Source organism: Alcaligenes sp. NLF5-7, assembly GCF_024266725.1.
Taxonomy (GTDB): Bacteria; Pseudomonadota; Gammaproteobacteria; order Burkholderiales; family Burkholderiaceae_B; genus Alcaligenes; species Alcaligenes phenolicus.
The window spans coordinates 2,817,999-2,837,325 of the sequence record NZ_CP100755.1 but is presented as its reverse complement, the minus strand read 5'-3'; the positions used below and the strand labels follow the sequence as shown (position 1 = coordinate 2,837,325).

13 protein-coding genes are annotated in these 19,327 nt (G+C 56.6%); 10 read left to right on the top strand and 3 right to left on the bottom strand.

Annotated elements, in window-relative coordinates:
• The first annotated feature begins 49 nt into the window (after positions 1 to 49).
• Positions 50 to 1,294 carry a 3-(3-hydroxy-phenyl)propionate transporter MhpT gene (mhpT, locus tag MID00_RS12990; RefSeq protein ID WP_250755970.1) on the top strand — a complete coding sequence of 415 codons (1,245 nt, stop codon included), beginning with the start codon at positions 50 to 52 and terminating at the stop codon, positions 1,292 to 1,294.
• A 362-nt stretch (positions 1,295 to 1,656) separates the two neighbouring features.
• Complete coding sequence (locus MID00_RS12985) at positions 1,657 to 2,277, top strand: hypothetical protein (protein ID WP_238441753.1); 621 nt, start codon at positions 1,657 to 1,659, stop codon at positions 2,275 to 2,277.
• Between the two features lie 42 nt (positions 2,278 to 2,319).
• Here MID00_RS12985 and MID00_RS12980 read toward each other — a convergent pair whose 3' ends face one another.
• Positions 2,320 to 3,492: a fimbrial protein gene (locus tag MID00_RS12980; RefSeq protein WP_254498928.1), complete on the bottom strand. Its 1,173-nt coding sequence runs from the start codon at positions 3,490 to 3,492 to the stop codon at positions 2,320 to 2,322.
• Between the two features lie 366 nt (positions 3,493 to 3,858).
• On the opposite strand from MID00_RS12980, the gene MID00_RS12975 reads away from it, so the two are divergent.
• The 6 genes from MID00_RS12975 (at position 3,859) to MID00_RS12950 (ending at position 14,761) form a co-directional block, all read left to right on the top strand.
• Positions 3,859 to 4,422 (top strand): fimbrial protein, encoded by a 564-nt coding sequence (locus MID00_RS12975; protein WP_247966543.1) that lies wholly within the window; start codon positions 3,859 to 3,861, stop codon positions 4,420 to 4,422.
• 67 nt (positions 4,423 to 4,489) lie between these two features.
• Positions 4,490 to 5,245, top strand: coding sequence for a molecular chaperone (locus MID00_RS12970; protein WP_250755972.1), 756 nt, complete (start codon positions 4,490 to 4,492; stop codon positions 5,243 to 5,245).
• A gap of 129 nt (positions 5,246 to 5,374) precedes the next feature.
• Positions 5,375 to 8,050, top strand: a complete 2,676-nt coding sequence (locus MID00_RS12965) for a fimbria/pilus outer membrane usher protein (protein ID WP_250755973.1) — start codon at positions 5,375 to 5,377, stop codon at positions 8,048 to 8,050.
• 26 nt (positions 8,051 to 8,076) lie between these two features.
• Entirely contained in the window at positions 8,077 to 10,839 is a 2,763-nt protein-coding gene (locus MID00_RS12960; RefSeq protein ID WP_250755974.1) for an ATP-binding protein, read from the top strand.
• Between the two features lie 96 nt (positions 10,840 to 10,935).
• Positions 10,936 to 14,079, top strand: a complete 3,144-nt coding sequence (locus MID00_RS12955; RefSeq protein WP_254498927.1) for a hybrid sensor histidine kinase/response regulator — start codon at positions 10,936 to 10,938, stop codon at positions 14,077 to 14,079.
• Between the two features lie 22 nt (positions 14,080 to 14,101).
• The gene (locus tag MID00_RS12950) at positions 14,102 to 14,761 is read left to right on the top strand and encodes a response regulator (protein WP_035272032.1); all 660 of its coding nucleotides are present in this window, start codon (positions 14,102 to 14,104) and stop codon (positions 14,759 to 14,761) included.
• A gap of 32 nt (positions 14,762 to 14,793) precedes the next feature.
• On the opposite strand, the gene MID00_RS12945 is transcribed toward MID00_RS12950, so the two are convergent.
• Together MID00_RS12945 and MID00_RS12940 are read right to left on the bottom strand one after the other, a co-directional pair.
• Positions 14,794 to 15,792 carry an EAL domain-containing protein gene (locus tag MID00_RS12945; RefSeq protein WP_254498926.1) on the bottom strand — a complete coding sequence of 333 codons (999 nt, stop codon included), beginning with the start codon at positions 15,790 to 15,792 and terminating at the stop codon, positions 14,794 to 14,796.
• Between the two features lie 160 nt (positions 15,793 to 15,952).
• Positions 15,953 to 17,071: a fimbrial protein gene (locus MID00_RS12940; RefSeq protein WP_115633983.1), complete on the bottom strand. Its 1,119-nt coding sequence runs from the start codon at positions 17,069 to 17,071 to the stop codon at positions 15,953 to 15,955.
• 402 nt (positions 17,072 to 17,473) lie between these two features.
• Between MID00_RS12940 and MID00_RS12935 the strand changes: the two genes are divergently transcribed.
• On the top strand, positions 17,474 to 17,656 hold the full coding sequence (locus MID00_RS12935) for a hypothetical protein (protein WP_003803240.1): 183 nt from the start codon (positions 17,474 to 17,476) through the stop codon (positions 17,654 to 17,656).
• Complete coding sequence (locus MID00_RS12930) at positions 17,649 to 19,061, top strand: amidase (RefSeq protein WP_115633984.1); 1,413 nt, start codon at positions 17,649 to 17,651, stop codon at positions 19,059 to 19,061. Before MID00_RS12935 ends, MID00_RS12930 begins: the two co-directional genes overlap by 8 nt.
• Positions 19,062 to 19,327: the final 266 nt, after the last annotated feature.

The following is a 19,327-nucleotide window of genomic DNA, read 5'->3' as shown; positions in this document are numbered from 1 at the left end:
GGGCAGAAGCAACAAGAAAAACGTCCCGGTCAACCGAGGAGACATAGCAATGACACATACTCAAGGCCGCAGACATGCGGTCATCACCGTGGCGATCTGCTTTCTGATCGCCGTTATCGAAGGCATGGACATACAGGCTGCTGGTATTGCCGTGAAAGGCGTAGCAGCAGAGTTTGGTCTGAATAAAACCTACCAAGGTTATTTTCTAAGTGCGGGCATTCTGGGGCTACTGCCCGGCTCCCTGATGGGCGGACGCTGGGCCGATAAATACGGTCGCAAGGCCGTGCTGATTGCCTCGGTCGCCATCTTTGCCCTGTTTACCCTGTTCACTGCCTGGGTCAATAGCCTGGCCATCCTGTTGATGGTCCGCTTTCTGGCTGGAGCAGGTCTGGGCGCGGCCATGCCCAATCTGATTACGCTGGCTGCCGAATCCGTCAAACCGGAACACCGTGCCCGTGCAGTGGGCATGATGTATGCCGGCATGCCTGTTGGGGCCGCCATTCTGTCACTGGTCGCTGCCTCCAACTTTGGTGAAAACTGGAAAAACATCTTCTATCTGGGCGGCCTGCTCCCCCTGCTGGTTATTCCTGTCATGGTATGGTTCCTGCCCGAATCACGCGAGTTCCTGCAGGCTCGACAAAGCCCTGCTGTCGTTCAAGGGCGCTTCCAGGATCTGTTCAGCAATGGTCTGGCCACCCGCACCCTGCTCTTGTGGGTCAGCTATTTTTTCACGCTGATGGTTGTCTACCTGATGCTGAGCTGGCTTCCTTCCCTGTTCCAGGAGCTGGGCTTTAGCCGCAAGCAAGGCAGCACAGCCCAATTCTGGTTCATGGTCAGCGCAACCGTGGGCACCGTCTTGTTAGGGTATCTGACCGACCGCTGGCACAAAACCCTGGTTATTGCACTGATGTACGGCGGTATTCTGGCTGGTTTGTTAAGCCTGAACGCCGCATCCGGCCTGACGCAGATGTATTGGGCTGCCGCACTGACGGGTGCGTTTGTGATTGGTTGCCAGGGCGTCTTGTATGCCTTTGGCGGTATTGTCTACCCTACTTCCGTACGTGCCACTGGCGTCGGCACCGCTGCAGCCGTTGGCCGTATCGGCGCAACACTGGGTCCAACCCTTGCAGGCATGTTGCTTAGCCAGGGATATGGAGCCGCTGGCGTCATCAGCTCGGCAATTCCCTGCATTATTGTTTCGGCCTTGTGCATGCTGCTGGTAGTCCGTCAGATCAGCCAGGAGCAAGTACGGGCATCCGACAGCCCCGCCCTGCCAGCCGCTGGAAAAGCGTGAGAACAGAGCCAATTGCAGCTTGGAACCCAGCTGCAACCTGGACACCAGCCCTCCTATAGTCAGCCCTTGCACCAAGGGCTGCGTTCTACCTGGAGGACGCACCCCACACATACGTAGTTCCCCAAGCTTGAATTCGTCTTCAAGCTTGGGGGCTGCTCGGGGGGACTGCCCCCTTCTTCAGCGATTTCCGTCTATGCAATCCACCTGGCCTCACTGGTGGCAATCCCCGACAAGAATGAAAACAAGAATAAAGAATGGCGGGATACAATGGCCGGCTGCTATTTGGCAGCCGAGATTTTTATAGCCAGGCTTGGCGCTGCAGCAGAAAACAACAAGGTGCCTGGCCCTGCACGGAAACACGGATGATGGACACAGTAATTCTTCTTCTGGTCGCCGCAATAGCCCTGCACTTTGTGCGGGCACGGTATCAACGCGGACGCATTATCTTGCTGGGTCGCCACTTGAGCAGCTTCCAGCTGGAACGTCATATGGAAACGCTGACGGAAGGCTATACCCGCGCGATTGGCGAACAAGACCCCTCACGCCAACTGCAGGTGTTGGAGATGTTTGCCCAGACCGAAAACGCGGTAGCCACCCAGATTCAATCCCTGGCTGACCTTCTGCAAAAAGAACCAGCAGAAAACACCCGAGTAGGCATGCTGCCCTTTTGCGTGCCCTATGCCGAACGCATCATCCCCTCCATGACGCGCGACTTCCGCCAGCTATTGCAGATTCATGCTGCCGGGCTGCGTCATATGGTGGACAACCCCGAACAGCTGGACCCAAAAAGCCGGGCCTTTCATCTGTCCGCCGAGCTATACCTGTTTCAACACAGCTGCCACTGGTTCTGCAAATCCCGAACAGTGGCAGATGCACGCCTGCTGGCACGCCATAAGGTGACACATCAAAAGGTGCTGGAGTCCGTGTCCACCCAAACCCGCAATGCCTATTTACGCTGGCAGGAACCCGCCACCAGCAAATAAAAAAAGCGGAGCCCCTTGGCTCCGCTTTTTTCTTCCTGCGTATCAGGGATACACAATCACAAAAGTTGCAGCCGCTTCCAAAGGCCCCGGTCTGACATCTGATTCGGTTTTATTGGGAAGCCGTACATACTGAGCGGTAAAACCGGTAGACAGTACAGCACCATCCGTCAGAGCCGGCCCTACAGAAGGCGCATAACGCGACGGCACCCAGGAGCCTGAAGGCGCAGGACCAAAAGGCAGGGGGTCAGATTCACCGCGATGAAACAAACGTACCCCGACTGCCGGGTTGCTTGAGAGCAAATAATTTTTATTCGTTGCACTATCCCTGGTGTCGGTGAAATAGATATTCAGTTTGGTGTCTTTGGTACACCCCGTTCCCTCAATCAAGAAATGGGCTTGCCCTGACGCACCTGAAGAGCGACTTGCACCTGCAGGCACAATCTGACCGGGATCAACGGGTCCCAGAACCACATTTTGAGTCAAGGTACTGGTCGAGAACTTACAGCTGGGCAGAGCAGGTTTGGGCAACTCAGGCACTTGCACGGTGCCGGTCAAAGCCGCCATGGGGTCCACGAATCCATTAATACAAAGCTGTGCATTAGCCGTGCCCTTTTGATTGGCTGTCATAACAAGGACTTTATTGGCTTCAGTAAAGGTCAGTTTGCCGCCTTTATATACCTTGTCATCAATAACCACCAGTTCAAAACTGTAGAACTGGGCCAGCGTGTAACTGGCCGTTGTTCGCGCTCGTAGCACAGAAATCCACGGGCTACTGGAAATAATCGTTCCCTGCGGAGCACTTGGTCCGATTGGCGTCAAAGAGACAGTGGAGGCGTACCCCGCCCAGCGAACGACCAAACCCAACCCTGGCATCCCACTCAAGGGAACTGCTTGATAAGCGTTATCCGCTATCTGCCCGCTTGCATAGACATTCACTGTTTCGCCGTGAGCAAGGGGCAGGTAGTACTCAGCATAGGCAGACGTACGCCCTACAATATCGCCATTTTTAAAGACGGTGCCGCTAGGGGCCATGCTCCAGCTTGAGCTGGCCGTCAGGTCTCTGGATCTGAAACAGCTCGTTGACTGAGCCTGGACTTGGCCCATCCCGACAAGCAGGGCAATGGGCAGCATCAGTGCTTTAGCCCACACGAATCGCTGGCGGGAAAACTCCTGCTTCCTGAGTATACGGCTCCACATACCACGCATCCCATTCATCAAAATTCGTTTGCAGCCCCTATCGGAGCCAATTAATGATGAAATTTTAAAAGCACGGTCTATTCAATTATTTAAGATTATTCCTAGAGTTATTTCTCCGCTCTTAATAGATACTCAAACCCAATCAAGCTTAATCGTCAAGAATTGCAAACCAAGCAAACAAGCCACTTGACAGAAAAAAACAATTAAAAAAAACATTCTCAATTAATAGGACTGCATTTTAAGAATAGTCCTAAATCTTTTCCCCGATTGATTTCCTAAACTTCAACTGTGCCCAAACAGAGCACACTCCTGGGAACCTTAGAGCGCCCCAAGGCGTACAACAAGGTTGCTTCGTTTGTCCAACAATCGGAAGTCAAATCAATCATGAAAAAGATCCTTTTCGGCCTCACTATCCTTTCCGCTTTTGCTGCTACCGGTGCCCAAGCCGAGCTCACGACTGCTGCCCGCGGCAACATCAACTTTGTGGGCAGCATCAACGCTGACAGTTGCACCGTGCGTTCTCCTGGTGCTTCCAGCTCCGGTGCCAACATGCTGGTCGATATGGGCCCTGTGTCGGCCAAGACTCTGGGCACGGAAGCGACGCCCGCTACCTCTACAGGCGGCATCACCTCGATTTCCAAGAACATCGATATGCAGATCGAATGTGCCACCGGCACCAAAGTTGAGCTGAAGCTGGCTCCTACCGCGACCTCCGGCAAGGGTATTGCTGTCACTGGCGGCGCCCAGAACGTGCAGATCATGCTAGTCAGCGACCAAACCATTCTGGACTTCACCAGCGGCACCGCCAAGCTGGAAGCTCCTTACGCTGACGGCGCCATCAACATTCCTCTGACCGCCTACTACACCCGCAAGGCCGGTGCTGACGTTGCTGATGTTGTCGGTGGCCAAGCCAACGCGACCGTCGCCTACGAGCTGTCTTACGAATAAGACTGCCTGAACCTCTGGCGAAGGGTTATCCCTTTCGCCAGAACTAACCCCTCAAGGAGAATGAACCATGTCCATCTTAACTTTCAAGAAACTGGCTTTTGGATGTCTGGCCCTGAGCGCTGCGCTGTTGAGCAACCAGGCCCAGGCATCCATCTCCTTGAGCGGTACCCGCCTGATCCTGCCCGAGAAGCAGCAAGAAGCGTCCATTGTGGTTCGCAACGACAATTCGCCCATCCTGGTTCAGTCCTGGCTGGAAACGAATACCGATCACGATCAAGCAGAACTCCCCTTTGCCATTACCCCTGCACTGGTCAAAGTTGCCCCTAACGGCCAGCAAGTGATGCGTGTGCTCTATGCCGGTGGTGACCAGGGCCTGCCTCGTGACCGCGAAACCGTGCTCTGGCTGAACATCCAGGAAATCCCACAACAAAGTCCCAGTGACAATCAGCTGCAGATAGCCATTCGCCAACGCATCAAATTATTTTTCCGTCCTGACGGCTTGCCCGGTTCGGCCGCCCAGGCCCCTGCCGATTTGCAGTGGTCCGTGGTCAACGCTCAGGGCGCACCTATGCTGGAGATCCACAACCCCAGCGCTTACCACGTGTCCATGTCCACCCTGCGCACTGCGAAGGGCCAGGAAATGGAAGACCCCGGCATGATTGCCCCTGGCCAGACCCGTCGCTTGCCCTTGGGTCGCTCCGGCGCACAAGACACCTTGCAGTTTCGTGCGATCAGCGACTACGGCAGCGCCGATCCCTATGAAGTTCGCCTGAACGGCCAAAGCAAAGTTCAGGCCCGCGCCTTGAGCTCGGACACTCCGTAAGCCGGCGGCACGACCCGCCGCCCACTCCCCGCTTCTCACGTCTGACCCTTTCGGCTACTGGCACCCGGCCAGTAGCAGGAGCCCTTGCACGTCTTCAAATCGTCAATCACGCCCCCTGGGTGCAGAGTCATGTTCACAAAAAACCATCTGTTCTGCCATCGCATTCATCCCATCAGCCGCCAGCCACTGGCCGCGTTGCGGATTGCCTTGCTGCCCTGCATGGTATTTGCAGCTTGTGCTGCCCAGGCTCAGACGACCGCCTCCGTTACCGTGCCCGCTCCCGAAGAAAACAAGACAGAGCCCGTACAAGTTGCTGCTCTGGATAGCGGTGACTCCATGGCATTTAACATGGCCTTCCTGCAAGGCAACGCCTCCACCGCCGACTTGCGCACCCTGCTCTCGAGCAGCAACGTCGCTGAAGGCGTACAGCGCGTGGACCTGTACGTGAACCAGCAGCGTACCGGACGACGCGACATCACCTTCAAACGCAACCCGCGTACGGACGAAAACGAGCCCTGCTTTGACCAGGAGATGCTCGAGCAGATCGGGATTGATCTGAGCAAATTGCCCGCTCCCGTGTCGGCCGAGTCCACCTGCTTGCGTCTGCCTGAAATTGTGCCCGACGCCACGGTGGTCTACGAAAGTGCCCAATTGCGTCTGCTGCTGAGCATCCCGCAGATCTACCTGAGCCCCAGCAAACGCGGTTATGTTGATCCTTCTTTGTGGGACGAAGGCCAGACAGCTGCCTTTGTGAACTACGGTGTCAATGTACGCCGCGATCAAAGCAAAGGCATGTCCGCCACCAACCACCTGAGTGCAGACCTGCGCCTGGGTGTGAACATCGGCCCCTGGCGCATACGCAACAACTCCTACTACACCTCGGGCACCAATCGTTCCAGCTCCTTTACCAGCCAGAACACTTATGCCCAGCGCGATATCGTGTCCCTGAAAAGCCAGTTGCTGGCCGGGCAGACGTATACCCGCTCGCCCCTGTTTGACAGTGTGCGCTTTATGGGTGTGCAGATGCTCTCGGACGAGGCCATGCGCCCCGACAGCGAGCAGGGCTACGCGCCGGTTATCCGTGGCACGGCCGAAAGCAATGCCACGGTCGAAGTACGCCAGAACGGCTATGTGATCTACACCACCAACGTCGCCCCCGGTCCTTTCGCCATCAGTGACCTGGCGCCCTCGGGCTCGAACGGTGATCTGGAAATCACCATTATCGAAGCCGATGGTTCGCGTCGCATCTTGCGCCAGGCATTCTCTGCCCCGCCCTTGATGGTGCGTGAAGGCCGCCTGAGCTATGACATCGCCGCCGGTCAACTGCGCCTGAACGACGAAATGCAGGAGCGTCCCCACTTTGTCAGCGGCTCCATGCTGTATGGCGTCAGCGCCAACACCACCCTGGCCGCCGGGGTGCAGGTGTCCAAAGACTTCAATGCCTATTCCCTGGGGGTCGGCATGAACACCCAGTTGGGTGCGGTCTCGCTGGATGCGACCCGCTCCACCAGTCGTGTCCAGGGCCAGCAATCCCAGGGCACCAGCATGAACCTGCGTTACAACAAGTTCATCGAGGCTACCGGCTCGAACGTGTCCATCAATATGCGTCACGACTTGAGCCGTGGCTATCGCACCCTGTCCGATCACGTCACCGCCACAGAAGCACCAGCGCACTTGCGCCTGTACGGTCAACGTGACTCGCGCCAGCGCATCGATGCCAATATCAGCCAACCTGTAGGCGGTGGCAATCTGTACCTGAGCGCTTCCTACAACAAGAACTGGGAGAACAACTCCTCCAATAGTTTGTCGGTGGGCTACAGCAACCATATCGGCAAGGTGAACTACAACCTGTCGTACACCCGTACCCGGAACCTGCAGTCTTCCTTTGGTCCTTCGCGCTCGCACGACAACGCGGTCATGCTGACTCTGAGCATTCCCCTGGGCAGCGGACAAAATGCACCGCAAAGCTTCACCACGGTCAGCCACGACAATAGTGGCAATGCTGTCCAGGCCGGTGCCAGCGGCCTGCTGCCTACCGAGCGCGAGATCAGCTACGCCGTTGCTGGTGGCCGCAGTGCTGCCGGTGAAAGCAGCGCCTCGGTCAACGTAGGAACAGCAAGCTCTTTTGCCCGCATGAATGCCGGCTACTCCTATGGTAGTCAGCACAGCTCCGGCAATTTCTCGGCCAATGGTTCGCTTGTCGCGCATAGCGGTGGGGTAAACCTGGGGCAGGCGCTGGGCGAGACCATCATGCTGGCCAAAGTAGAGCCGCCTGTAGCCGGGGTAGGCGTATCCAGCCACGCAGGTGTCAAGACCGGCTCGAACGGCTACGCCATCATCCCCAATGCCACCCCCTACCGCAGCAACCACGTCAGCCTGGATACACGCAACGCCCCGCGCAATGCCGAATTCGACAACGCCGTGCAGCAAATCGTCCCTACCCGCGGTGCGGTTGCCCTGGCTACTTTCAAGGCCGAAGTCGGTTACCGCGTACAGTTTGAATTGCGCGATGAGCAAGGTGCAGCGTTGCCCTTTGGCGCCATGGTGCGGGATGCCGCCGGCCAGCAACTGGGCATGACCGACCCGCGTGGCCGTATCCTGACCATGGTCTCCCCTGAACAAATGCGCGGCTATCTGGATATCAGCCGTAATGGTCAGCTGTGTCGCGCCCGCTACGAGCTGGCCGAACAAGCCGAAAGCCTGAACTATCAGTTGCTTCGCCTGAACTGTGTCAAGCGTGAACCCGATCCCATGCTGCCCGGCGATCTGGCCAACCAAGGCGCAAGCCAGGACGGAACAGTATGAGGCCCGTTCAGCTAAGAGGCAGCCCCATGCGAGAGAACCTGCCCTGCATGCAGGTTCCTCGCTTTCCCAGCGTCTTGCTGGGTGCCTTGTCCTTAATCCTTATCCTGTGTGCCTCCTTGGGCACCGGGGCATATCTGTATGCATCGGCTACGCACCTGATTTCCGAGTACCGTCGGCAACTGAACGGTGCTGCCGACCACGCCCAATTATTTTTTGACCAGCGTGAGGTCCTGCTGCGCGCCGTGGCCGCAGCAGCGGTTTCTCCCGACACCGTGCAGCTCTCGTCCAATAGACAAAACCTGGAAACGCTCGACACCCCGAACAATGGCTCAGCCGATCACTACGTCTTTTTACTGACGCGCCGCCATTGGAATGCCATCCATCGCACAGGCACCTTGCGATACAGCGAGCTGGATCCTGCCCGAGACTACCGTCTGGAGCGCGACGGCCAGGGCCGGTTCTGGGAACCACAGGCGAATGCGCTAGCCACACGCCTGAACACCATCAATAAACAGCCTCACGCCCGTCAAGTTCCCGTACTCTGGCTACACCAGGACAATGACTCTTTCTCGCAGTTGGTGGCTTACACCCCTATAGACAGAGAAAACCGTCAGGGAGCCTGGTTGGGTCTTGAACTGAACAATATCGACCGCGCCCTGACCTTGACGCCACCACCACCTGGCACGGAATACATTTTGTTCGATATACGCGGGCAAGCTGTTTTGTACAGCAGCTCCCCGCCTGATGCGTCCGAGTTGCGCTGGGTTCAGCAAGACTACTTTGGTTTTGACGGCAAAGGCTGGCCCAAACATATCATCCTGAGCAAATCCATTGGGACGGGCGGCCTGCGCGTACTCTACGCCCTGCCCACCAAACAGTTATTGCACGATGGCCGCAATGCCTTGATCACGGCCTTGCTGACCCTCACCGTCTTTACCACCGTTGTTCTGGTCGGCGCTTGCCTGATACGGAGGCGCTTGTTGCTACCTGCGCGCCAGCAGCAACAAAGCCTGGTCGATAGCGTGTCCTTGAATCGCAAGCTGGTTGCCATGGCTCCTGTCGGCCTGGCCCTGGTCGACGCTCAAGGTGAAGTGGTTTTTCAAGAAAACCTGCAGGCACGCACCTGGATGCAAGGTGATGATCAATGGCGTACGCGCTTACCCGGTGAGCATGAGCCCAGCACATGCACCGACGTTACCCTGAAGGACGGGCGCAGTGTACGTGTCCATGCCATCAGCTTGCATTACCGCGGACAGCCCGCGGCTCTATGCTCCATTATTGACGTCACCGCTGAAAAAGCCGAAGAGGCTGCCCTGCGTCACTCCCGCCAACTGGCCGAGAACGCCAACATCGCCAAAACTCAATTCCTGACCACCATGAGTCATGAAATCCGCACGCCCCTGTACGGAATTCTAGGGACGCTGGAGCTCCTGTCTCTGTCCGAAAAGCAGCAACACCCTTCGCCCTATCTGGACACCTTGCGCCGCTCGGCCGAAACACTGTTCCGGGTAGTGGGTGAATCGCTGGACCTGTCTCGTATTGAAGCGGGGCACGTCACCCTGGAACCGCGCGAATTCTGTGCGCAGGAGCAGGTGGATGAAACTATTGCAGCGTTTGCTGCAACCGCACAAAACAAGGGCTTGCTACTGTATTCCATCACCCCTGTCAGGGCCCTGGTTCCCACTATTGGTGATCCCCTGAAGATTCGCCAGATTCTGAGCAACCTGATCAGCAATGCCATCAAGTTCACCACTTCTGGCCATGTGGTGCTGCGTCTGCATACTGAACCCCAGCCGGGCAACCGCCTGTTACTGCGCTTTCAGATTACGGACTCCGGACAGGGCATCAGTGCAGAGGTTCTGCCCAAACTGTTCCTGCCCTATTTCAGCCTTAACGAAGGCAGCGCCAACAAGCAGCCTGGCACGGGTCTGGGCTTGCCCATTTGTCAGCGCCTGGCCAGCCTGATGGGCGGCTCTCTGTCTGTGGTCAGTGAACCGGGCCTGGGCACCAGTATCACGTTTGAAGTGATTCTGCCTGTGGCCTCCCCGCCCGGCACAGCTCCGGCTCCCGAGTCCCAATTGGCGTTCCGCCCCGTTTATGTAACTGGAGACATCCCGGAAATCGTTTCCAACGTCAGCAAATGGCTCCGTCATTGGGGTGCCTATGCCCTGCCCTACACCGGGCAAGTCGCCAAACCGGGGGCTGTGCTGGTGCATAGCTGGCCGTCTTTTGCCACCAGTACACCTGAGTGGACTGGCCGCCAGGTCATGGTTCAACCCAATACCCAGACCCAACCCCCTCAAGCCGATAATCCCGACTGCTTCTACACTGCCTCGACCGCCATGAAACACATCATGCAAGCGGTGCAGCAGGCTCAAGCGCTCGATTGCGCGCCTCAGCCGACCAAAGAGACATTAAAACCCTCCGTACGCCCCCAACGTGTACTGGTCGTGGACGACAACCCGGTTAACCGGCAAATTCTTCAGGAGCAATTGACTTTACTGGGCTGCACGACTCATCTGGAAGCCAGCGGCGAAGCCGCCTTGACACTGGCAAACAAAGATCAATTTGATATTGTGTTTACAGACCTGTTCATGCCCGGCATGGACGGCTACTCTCTGGCCCGCGCCCTGCGTGCGGAAGGCTACCAGGGACGCATTATTGGCATTACCGCCAATGCCATTTTGGATAAAGACAAAGAATGGTCAGCCGCAGGCATGGATGCCCTGCTGATCAAACCTCTGCCCATGGCCGCCTTGCGCGATAGCCTGCAGCCTCCGACCCTCTAAACCAGCCCGACCCGCCACAAATGCTACGTCGCTACCGCGGCGCAGGGCGGTATGATACGGCAGGAATTGCCCAAATCGGCGACCTCACGGAGAACCATGGCCAACTCACCTTTTAATCGTATGACGCGGCGCTCGCGTGGACACACGCGACTATTGCTTAGCGTTATTCCTGTCTCCTTCGTTTTGCTGGGCGCTCTGGTCGTAGGCGGCCAGCATTTTTTCAGCCAAGAGCGCCATCGTCTGAAATCCGATTTCGCCGTGACGGTGGCCTATATCCACGAACAGGAACGATTTTTAGCGCAGCTCAAGGCAGATGCCGCCAAACTGCAAGCCGGGCCGGAGCCAGAACCTCCTCCGGTAGAAAGCGGCCGTTCCGTGAGTATCTGGCGGCCAACAGCCAGCGTCTCGTTTTCCATGATTTGCGAGCAGCACTGCCGCGCCCCCAAAGAGGCCTACGGAACCTTGGGGGCTGATCTGGCCGACAGCTTTGCGTCCTTTTGGGCCAGATCCTATTTTCCGTCCGGCTACCTGTTCCTGTTCCATCCCGACATGGAGGACAGCCTGAGCATTCCGGAGCTGGAATCCTCCCGCACGGATACGGTCTTGCCCATTGCCTCGCACAAGGAAGCACGCGAACATATTCAACCCTCAAGCACACCCTTACCCGGCCCGCAGCCCGTGAAATGGGTTTCCTTGCCCGACCACCCTTTGCATATGCTGGGCATCATCCCGATTGCCTTGCCCGGCCTGCCCGTACCGGGTGCAGACCCTGCCCGATTCCAGGCCATGAGTCTGTTTGACAAGGGCAGGTTGCGTGAATTTTTCAATCAATCCGAAGCGCCTGTCGGCTATCGGTTCTGGCTGCACCATGCCGACCAGGGCTTGCTGATCGGTAAAAACGACTCCCCGAACTTGCAGCACGACGGTTTCAGCATCAGCCTGCAGGGCCTGGCCTTTCAAGTACGCGACCCTTCCGGCACCTGGACAGGGCGCTACCTGATCAGCCCCAGCCAGTTGCTGAACAGCACCTGGGTGCCCTTGGGCACCGTGGCATTCTTATTGTTGAGTTTGCTTGGCGGCGTGGCCTATGCGCGCTGGTACGGACGCCGCGTAGTGGAACCAGCTCGCCAGGCCCAACGAGCGCTGCTGGAAAGCCGGGACTTTAACCGCAGCATCATCGATACCTCGCCGGTAGCCCTGTGCGTCATCAGCAAAGAAAAGCGGCAGATTATTTTTGGCAATGCCCAGGCACTGGAATGGCTGGGACTGGATGCCGGAGATAATTTGCCTGAGAAAGCTCCTCTGGCCTTAGCCCTGGACGAGCTGCAGCAAGAAGGACCGCAAGCGACCGAGGGCAAAGTAGATTTGGCAGATGGCCGCAGCCTGCATTTGGCCTGCGCACCCAGCCGCTATCACGAGCAGGATGTGTTGCTGTGTGTATTGATGGACCTGACGGCACAAGAAGAAATCCAGCGCGAACTGGAGCGCGCTCGCGCCGCCGCCGATGAAGCCAGTACCGCCAAGTCTGCTTTTCTGGCCACCATGAGCCATGAAATCCGCACTCCCCTGTATGGGGTTTTGGGCTCTTTGGAATTGCTGTCCATGACGGAGCTGAATAGCCAGCAACATCAACAAGTGGACCGAATTCAAGGGGCCTCGCGCCAGTTGTTGCAAATCATCAGCGACATTCTGGATATCAGCCGGATTGAAGCGGGCCAGACACATGTACAGTCTGTCCCCCTGGACCCGGTTGCTCTGGTCCAGGATTGCACCGCCACTTATACCGCCATGGCGCAGCAAAAAAATCTGCTGCTGTTTTGCCATGTAGACCCGGATGTGCCCCGTTGCGTCCTGGGCGATCCGTTGCACATACGCCAGATACTGAGCAATCTGATCAGCAATGCCGTCAAGTTCACCCAGGCTGGCCACATTATTGTGCGGCTACGTCTTGAGCAGGTTGTCCAGGGCAAAGCGCAAGTATTGTTTCAGGTAGCTGATAGTGGCGTGGGCATCGAGCACGAACAACAGGACAAGCTATTTACCCCCTTCTACGTCGCCCACGCGGGCGAGCACACCATACGCGGAGCAGGCCTGGGGCTGTCCATCTGTGCCCGTCTGGCCGAACTGATGAACAGTCAGATTCAACTCACCAGCGAGCCAGGCTTGGGCAGCAGTTTCTCCTTTACGCTAAACCTGGACATAGGGCCCACAGAGGCCGGAGCCCTCCCTGCCCCGAATCTGAATGGCATGAAGCTGCATGTGCGAACACCCCATGCCGAATTGTCCGAGTCAATCTGCAATTGGCTCATCCGCTGGAATGCCCAGGCACAAGCCCTGCTGCCCAGCGACTCTCTGACAGGCCAGGCCGAAGAGATCTTGCTGGATGTGATGATGCCCGGCAGCCAGCCGGTACCTCATTGGCTCGGCCCCTACCTCAGTGTCTCGGCACGCGATGGCAGTAGTACCTTGCCCGAGGCGGATGGCACCAGTCCCGAAAGCATCGCTCGTTCCCTGGAGCGCTGGCGGGCACAACAACATGCCACGCCGGCACAAATCCTGGAGTCCACGCCACCCGCCAAAACAGCGATCAAGCCCCCCAGCCGCCCAGGCCTGCATGTGCTGGTCGCTGAAGACAACCCGCTCAATCAGGCGACCTTGCGGGAACAGCTGGAGCGTTTGGGATATCAGGTAACCCTGGCTCAAGATGGCGAAGAGGCCTTGAGTCTGTGGGATGACAACAACCATGATTTGCTACTGACAGACGTCAATATGCCCAATATGACGGGCTACGAGTTGGCACGCCAACTGCGTGCACAAGGCATGAATGCACCCATCATTGGCATTACCGCCAACGCCATGCGCGACGAAGCCCAGCGCTGTACGCAAAGCGGCATGAACGCATGCCTGGTCAAGCCCATGAATCTGGCCACCCTGAGCAGTCTGCTGGAATCGTTAGCTACCTCACCTGTGCCCAAACGCTATCGGGATATTTTCCGCAGCACCATGAGCAAGGATTTACAGACTCTGGAACAAGCCCTGCAAGAGCAAAACGCGGCGCAAAGCCAGGCCGTCCTGCATCGCATGGCTGGAGCTCTGGTGGTAATGGGTCTGCATGAAATCGCGGACAGAGTGAAAGAACTGGAACAGAATTTCAGGCAAAATACTCAACAAACTGAAACACAAGTTCATACAGCCGCTGCCGTGTGCCAGGCACTACGCGAGCTGATTGAACAAGTCTAGCAAAACAGGCAAGGAAACCCGAATGCCCGCCATTCAGAAACTGCGCGTCATCATTGCAGACGATCACCCATTGATTTTGATGGGGATACGCGAGCTGCTGGGCCGCGATATCAACCTGAGCGTTGAGGCCGTAGCTGCCAGCCCCTCGGAGCTGGTCGAGCACCTGCAGAAAAACCAGCCCGATACCATCATTACCGACTACTCCATGCCCGGCGATGAGCAGTATGGCGACGGGATGCGCTTCATTTCTTATCTACGGCGCCACTTTCCAGACGTCAAACTGATTGTGCTGACCATGGTGTCCAACCCCATGATTATTTCTTCTTTGTACGATGCTGGCGTACAAGGAGTTGTCCTCAAACAGGACGAGCTCTCTGAAGTCCTGGTCGCCCTGCACTTGTTGCGCCAGGGCGTGAAGTACTACCCGGCCAATTTCAAGCAAGATACGCCCAAAGACGTGCTGACCAGCTCGGTACAGGAACGCCTGGAGTCCCTGAGCCCCCGGGAATTTGAAGTCCTGCGCCTGTTTGCCATGGGAGACTCCATCAGCGCCATTGCTGAACAATTAAACCGCAGCATCAAGACTATCAGCGCCCAAAAAGCATCGGCCATGCGCAAACTGAACGTGCATAACAACCAGGACCTGATTGCGTTCTGTACCCAGAACAACCTGTTCTCCTAAATACGCACAAGGCAGGGCCGGGCATGCTTGATTCATGTCGCCCAACGCTGACGCATCCACATATCCAGCTCAAAGGCGGGTGTGGGTTTGGCGAACAAATAGCCTTGAGCATAATCACAGCCCATTTGTCGTAAGCAATCCAGATCCTCCTGCTGCTCTACTCCTTCGGCGGTAACACGCAGGCCACGCTGCTTGGCCACCCGGATCCAGTCTTGTACCTGTTCGCTTTGCTCGCGACTGTGCGCCAAGCCATACACACTTTGCCGGTCCAGTTTGAGTTCTGAAAACGGGGCTGACATCAAACGTTCCATTGAGCTGTAGGCCACCCCGGCATCATCTTGCGCCAGCCCAAAGCCCATCGCTACCAGGCGTGAAGCCCCTAAAAATAAGGCGCAGGGCGTCCGGGTGTTGGAGTTTTCCAGCAACTCCAACGTAATCTGGCTGGCCTGCCCCTGCTGTTCCTGTACACAGGCCATCAGACGATCTGGCAGGCTGACATCATCAAGCAAATGAGTGGGCAGGTTCACTGCAACAGGCACCGACAAACCCTGACGACGCCAATAGGCCTGTAAACCTAGAACCTCTTGCAGCATATGCAAGAGCAAAGCCTCGTCCAGGCCATGCTCACTGAACCAGGGCAAAAACACATCGGGTGACAAGACACCCCATTGAGGGTGACGCCAGCGCGCCAGAGCCTCCAACGCAACCAACTGCTGGGACTGCACCGAGACCTTGGGCTGCAGCCACGCCTGAACCTGCTCCTTCCGCAAGGCATCGAGCAAAACGGCCCGCGTAATCAGCATCCCGCCCTGTTCAGCCTGAGCGCACCCCCTACGGCCCGAAAAGCCGTAAGGCCGGACTAGGCGGCTGCTCAAGGCCTTGCTGTCTACCGGAGCTGCGCTTGCTTTAGCAGAACGCCCGACAGCAGGGACAATGCGCCGGGGCATCCACAAGCCGGACTCCGAGCGAGGCTGACGAAGCAAGTTCATCACCATCGTAGGTGGCAGGTGAGAAGTGGATGGTGCGAACATGAATGTCCCCGGCTAACAATGAACAGACTGGAATTTCCAGGCCAGAATCGATAACTGAGATCGTAAGATTTCCTGCGGGCTAATGGCCTAGGAATAGTCTGAAAACCCCAGCCCTTGCCAGTGCAGCCCGCTCTTTGTATGAGCGGATGCCATCACAGGCCTAGTCATACATGAAAGTGACCACGGCCTCGGCCTGCAAACTGCCTGGTGTTACCGTGCCGCTTTGCACATTGGGCAATTGCACATACTGGGCGGTGATAGGCAAATACATATCAGATAAAGAGCTGCTTGTTGGCCCTTCCACGACGGGGGGACGGTCCGGCAAAGTGGAACCCACAGGCGCAGGCCCAAACCCGATTGGCTGCTGGCTATCCCGGTGATACAGACGCACACCAACCGACGGATGTGAAGAGCGCAAATAATTCTTGGGCTCCGAACTGGCACGAGTATCGGTAAAAAAGGCCTTGATCGTGGTACCTGCCGGACAGCCGCGGCCTACCAGTTCAAAGTTTTGTTCAGCGATCCTCCCCTCGCTGCGACTGCTGCCATATGCGGCCAACTGCGAGAGGGTGATGGGCGGCATGGACACCACCCGGTTCAGGTCCGCCGACGAACAGGTAGGAGCTGGAGGTTTGGGCATTTCGGGAATTCCACCCCCTTTTACCAAAGGCGCCATCAAATCAAGAATCCCATTAACGCAAATTGTGTTTCTGCCTGCTGAACTAGTCCGAGAAACAAAAGCAGTAACTGCCTGCTCATTAGTTACCTCAAGCTTCCCACCCTTATATTTTTCCGCGTCGATCACCACAATTTCGTATTTGAAATAATACGAAATCGTGTAGCTTCTGGGGCCTTCTCCAGTCAACATCTTCCCCAGATAAGGAACAGAAACCGGGGTTCCGTTAGGACGGACAGAAGAAGCAGTAAACGCGTAAAGGCTATAAAATCCATTCCAGGAAACTCGCACTCCCACACCAGGTGTTTTGGGCATAGGAATAGCGTTATAGGGGTGTTCACCACCGTTCACCCCCCCTGCATCCACACTGGTTTTGCGCTCGTATCCCGAATAAAAAAATGTCGAGTATGTCAGCGCCGAGGCTATTACCTGACCGTTATAGAACCCATTTCCATAAGGCTCAACCTTCCAATCATATAAATTCAAATCCGTATTTCTTATGCAATCCTCATTAGTTTGAGCAATAGTATTCACGGAAAAGCAGGTAATAAAACCGGCTACCAGCATTGAACACAACTTGCTTTTGAATTTTTTATTTCTCATGGGATTACCTTTTGTTAAATAGGTATGTAAAAAGACCCAGATACAATTTCACCAATTCATACCCCAACAAACCATAAGACTATTCCGATAGTGCTTTTTACCTACTGTCTAAATCTGTGAATCAAGCCGGCTAAAGCGCATAGATCAGAGGCCGGAAAGCTGCAAAATCGACCAGCTTTTCCCGTCCTCGACGCCCTCTGGTAAACCCCAGTATGTTTAGGCAACAATATTTTGTAGATTGAAAAAGCAGACATCTGAGTCTGCCAAAACACATGCATGCGCTGCCAACGTTGCCAGCGACATGCAGGCAATAAAGCCTCACTCCCTGTCACCAGGGGTGGGGCTTTTTTTGTGCGCGTCATCGGCGCATGCACGGTTTTGAAAACGATAAGGAGAGGACAAATGACTGTAAGTGTCAAAGACACCCTGGCTGCAAAAGGAATACACCCCAGTCCCGAACATCTGGCCAAGCTGGAGACCAAATGGCGCGAGATTCAAGCCATGAAAGGCAATCTGGAAGGCATCGCCATTGACGATGCCGACCTTGCTATCAAACACCTGGCCGGAGGGGATCACCATGAATAAGGAATTGCTTGAGCTAAGCGTCATTGAACTGGCGGACAAACTGCGCAACAAGACTGTTTCTCCTGTCGAAGTGACCGACAACCTACTGGCCTACATCGACAAGTCGAACCCACAGACCAACGCCTACATTTCCGTCACCGCCGAGCAGGCCAGAAAAAGTGCCAAGCAAGCCGAACAGGACATCATGGCCGGCAAGTACAAGGGCGTGTTCCATGGTGTGCCCCTGGCGCTGAAAGACAATATCTACTTTGCGAACGAGGTCACCACCATGGCCTCCAAGATTCACAAGGACTTTGTCTCCAAGGACGACGCCACCGTTGCCACCAAGCTGCGCGATGCCGGGGTGATCTTCACCGGCAAGCTGAACATGCACGAATATGCCTGGGGCATTGACAACAACAACCCGCACTTTGGTGCCGTGCATAACCCCTGGAACCCTGATCGCGTCCCCGGCGGTTCCAGCGGTGGCTCCGGCGCCGCCGTTGCCTCCCACAGTTCCTACAACACGTTGGGTACTGACACAGCCGGTTCCATTCGCATCCCGTCGGCCGCTTGCGGCATTGTGGGTCTGAAACCCACGCACGGACGCGTCAGTAAATTTGGCGTCTACCCACTGGCCTGGACCCTGGACCACGTTGGCCCCATGTCCAAAACCGTAGCGGACGCTGCCGCGATGCTGGAAGTGATTGCCGGTTTTGATCCCCGCGACCCGACCTGCGCCAATGTCCCTGTCGGCTCCTACCTGAGCGCTCTGAACGGCAACGTCAAAGGTCTGCGCATCGGCATCATCGAAGACTACTTCTTCAAGAACGTCGACTCGGGCATTGAAAAAGTCATTCGCGACCGCCTAGCCGACCTGGAAAAACAGGGCGCCAAGGTCATCCCCCTGAACGTGCCTGCCCTGCGCTACTCCGAATGGGCCGAGTTGGCCGTCAGCCTGACCGAGGCGGCGACCATCCACCACCAGGACCTGATCAAACGCCCAGAAGACTTTGGCGGTGACATTCGCTTCCTGTTTGAACTGGGCGAACTGTTCAGCGGCATCGACTACCTGCAAGCCCAGCAAGTACGCCGCGCCCTGAAACAGCAATTTACCGGCACCTTCAGCGACGTAGACGTCATCATCGCCCCCACCCTGCCTTGCCAGGTACCGGACATTGGCATGGATACCGTCAACATCAACGGAAAAACGCTGGACTTCATCGACGAAGGCATCCGCTTTACCGGCCCCAGCAACCTGACCGGTCTGCCGGCCGTCACGGTGCCCGCCGGTATCTCCAACGGCATGCCCGTAGGCCTGCAAATCATCGGCCCTGCCTTTGAAGAAGCACGCATCCTGAACGTAGCCTACGCCGTGGAATCGATGAAACCCCTGGCAGGACACCAACCCGTTCTGAAGCCTTAAGCCGACCCCGGCCCCACCTGTATGCATAGGCAAACGGGGCCGGTTTTTTTACACCAACAAGCCAGAACCCAGTTTGGGATTCTGGCTTGTTCTTTATGTATTTCCCAAGCCCCTCAAGCCCGCCGCCCGACCAATCGGCGGGTCAGAGTCCTTGCCGCCGGCGAACCATTGCGTAGGGATGCAAGCGCCCTTCTGTTTGACGGGGACGCTTGTGGCTGGTCCGGGGGACCAGTCACCCCCGGAGTTAAGGGCGCGCCCGGAGCAAT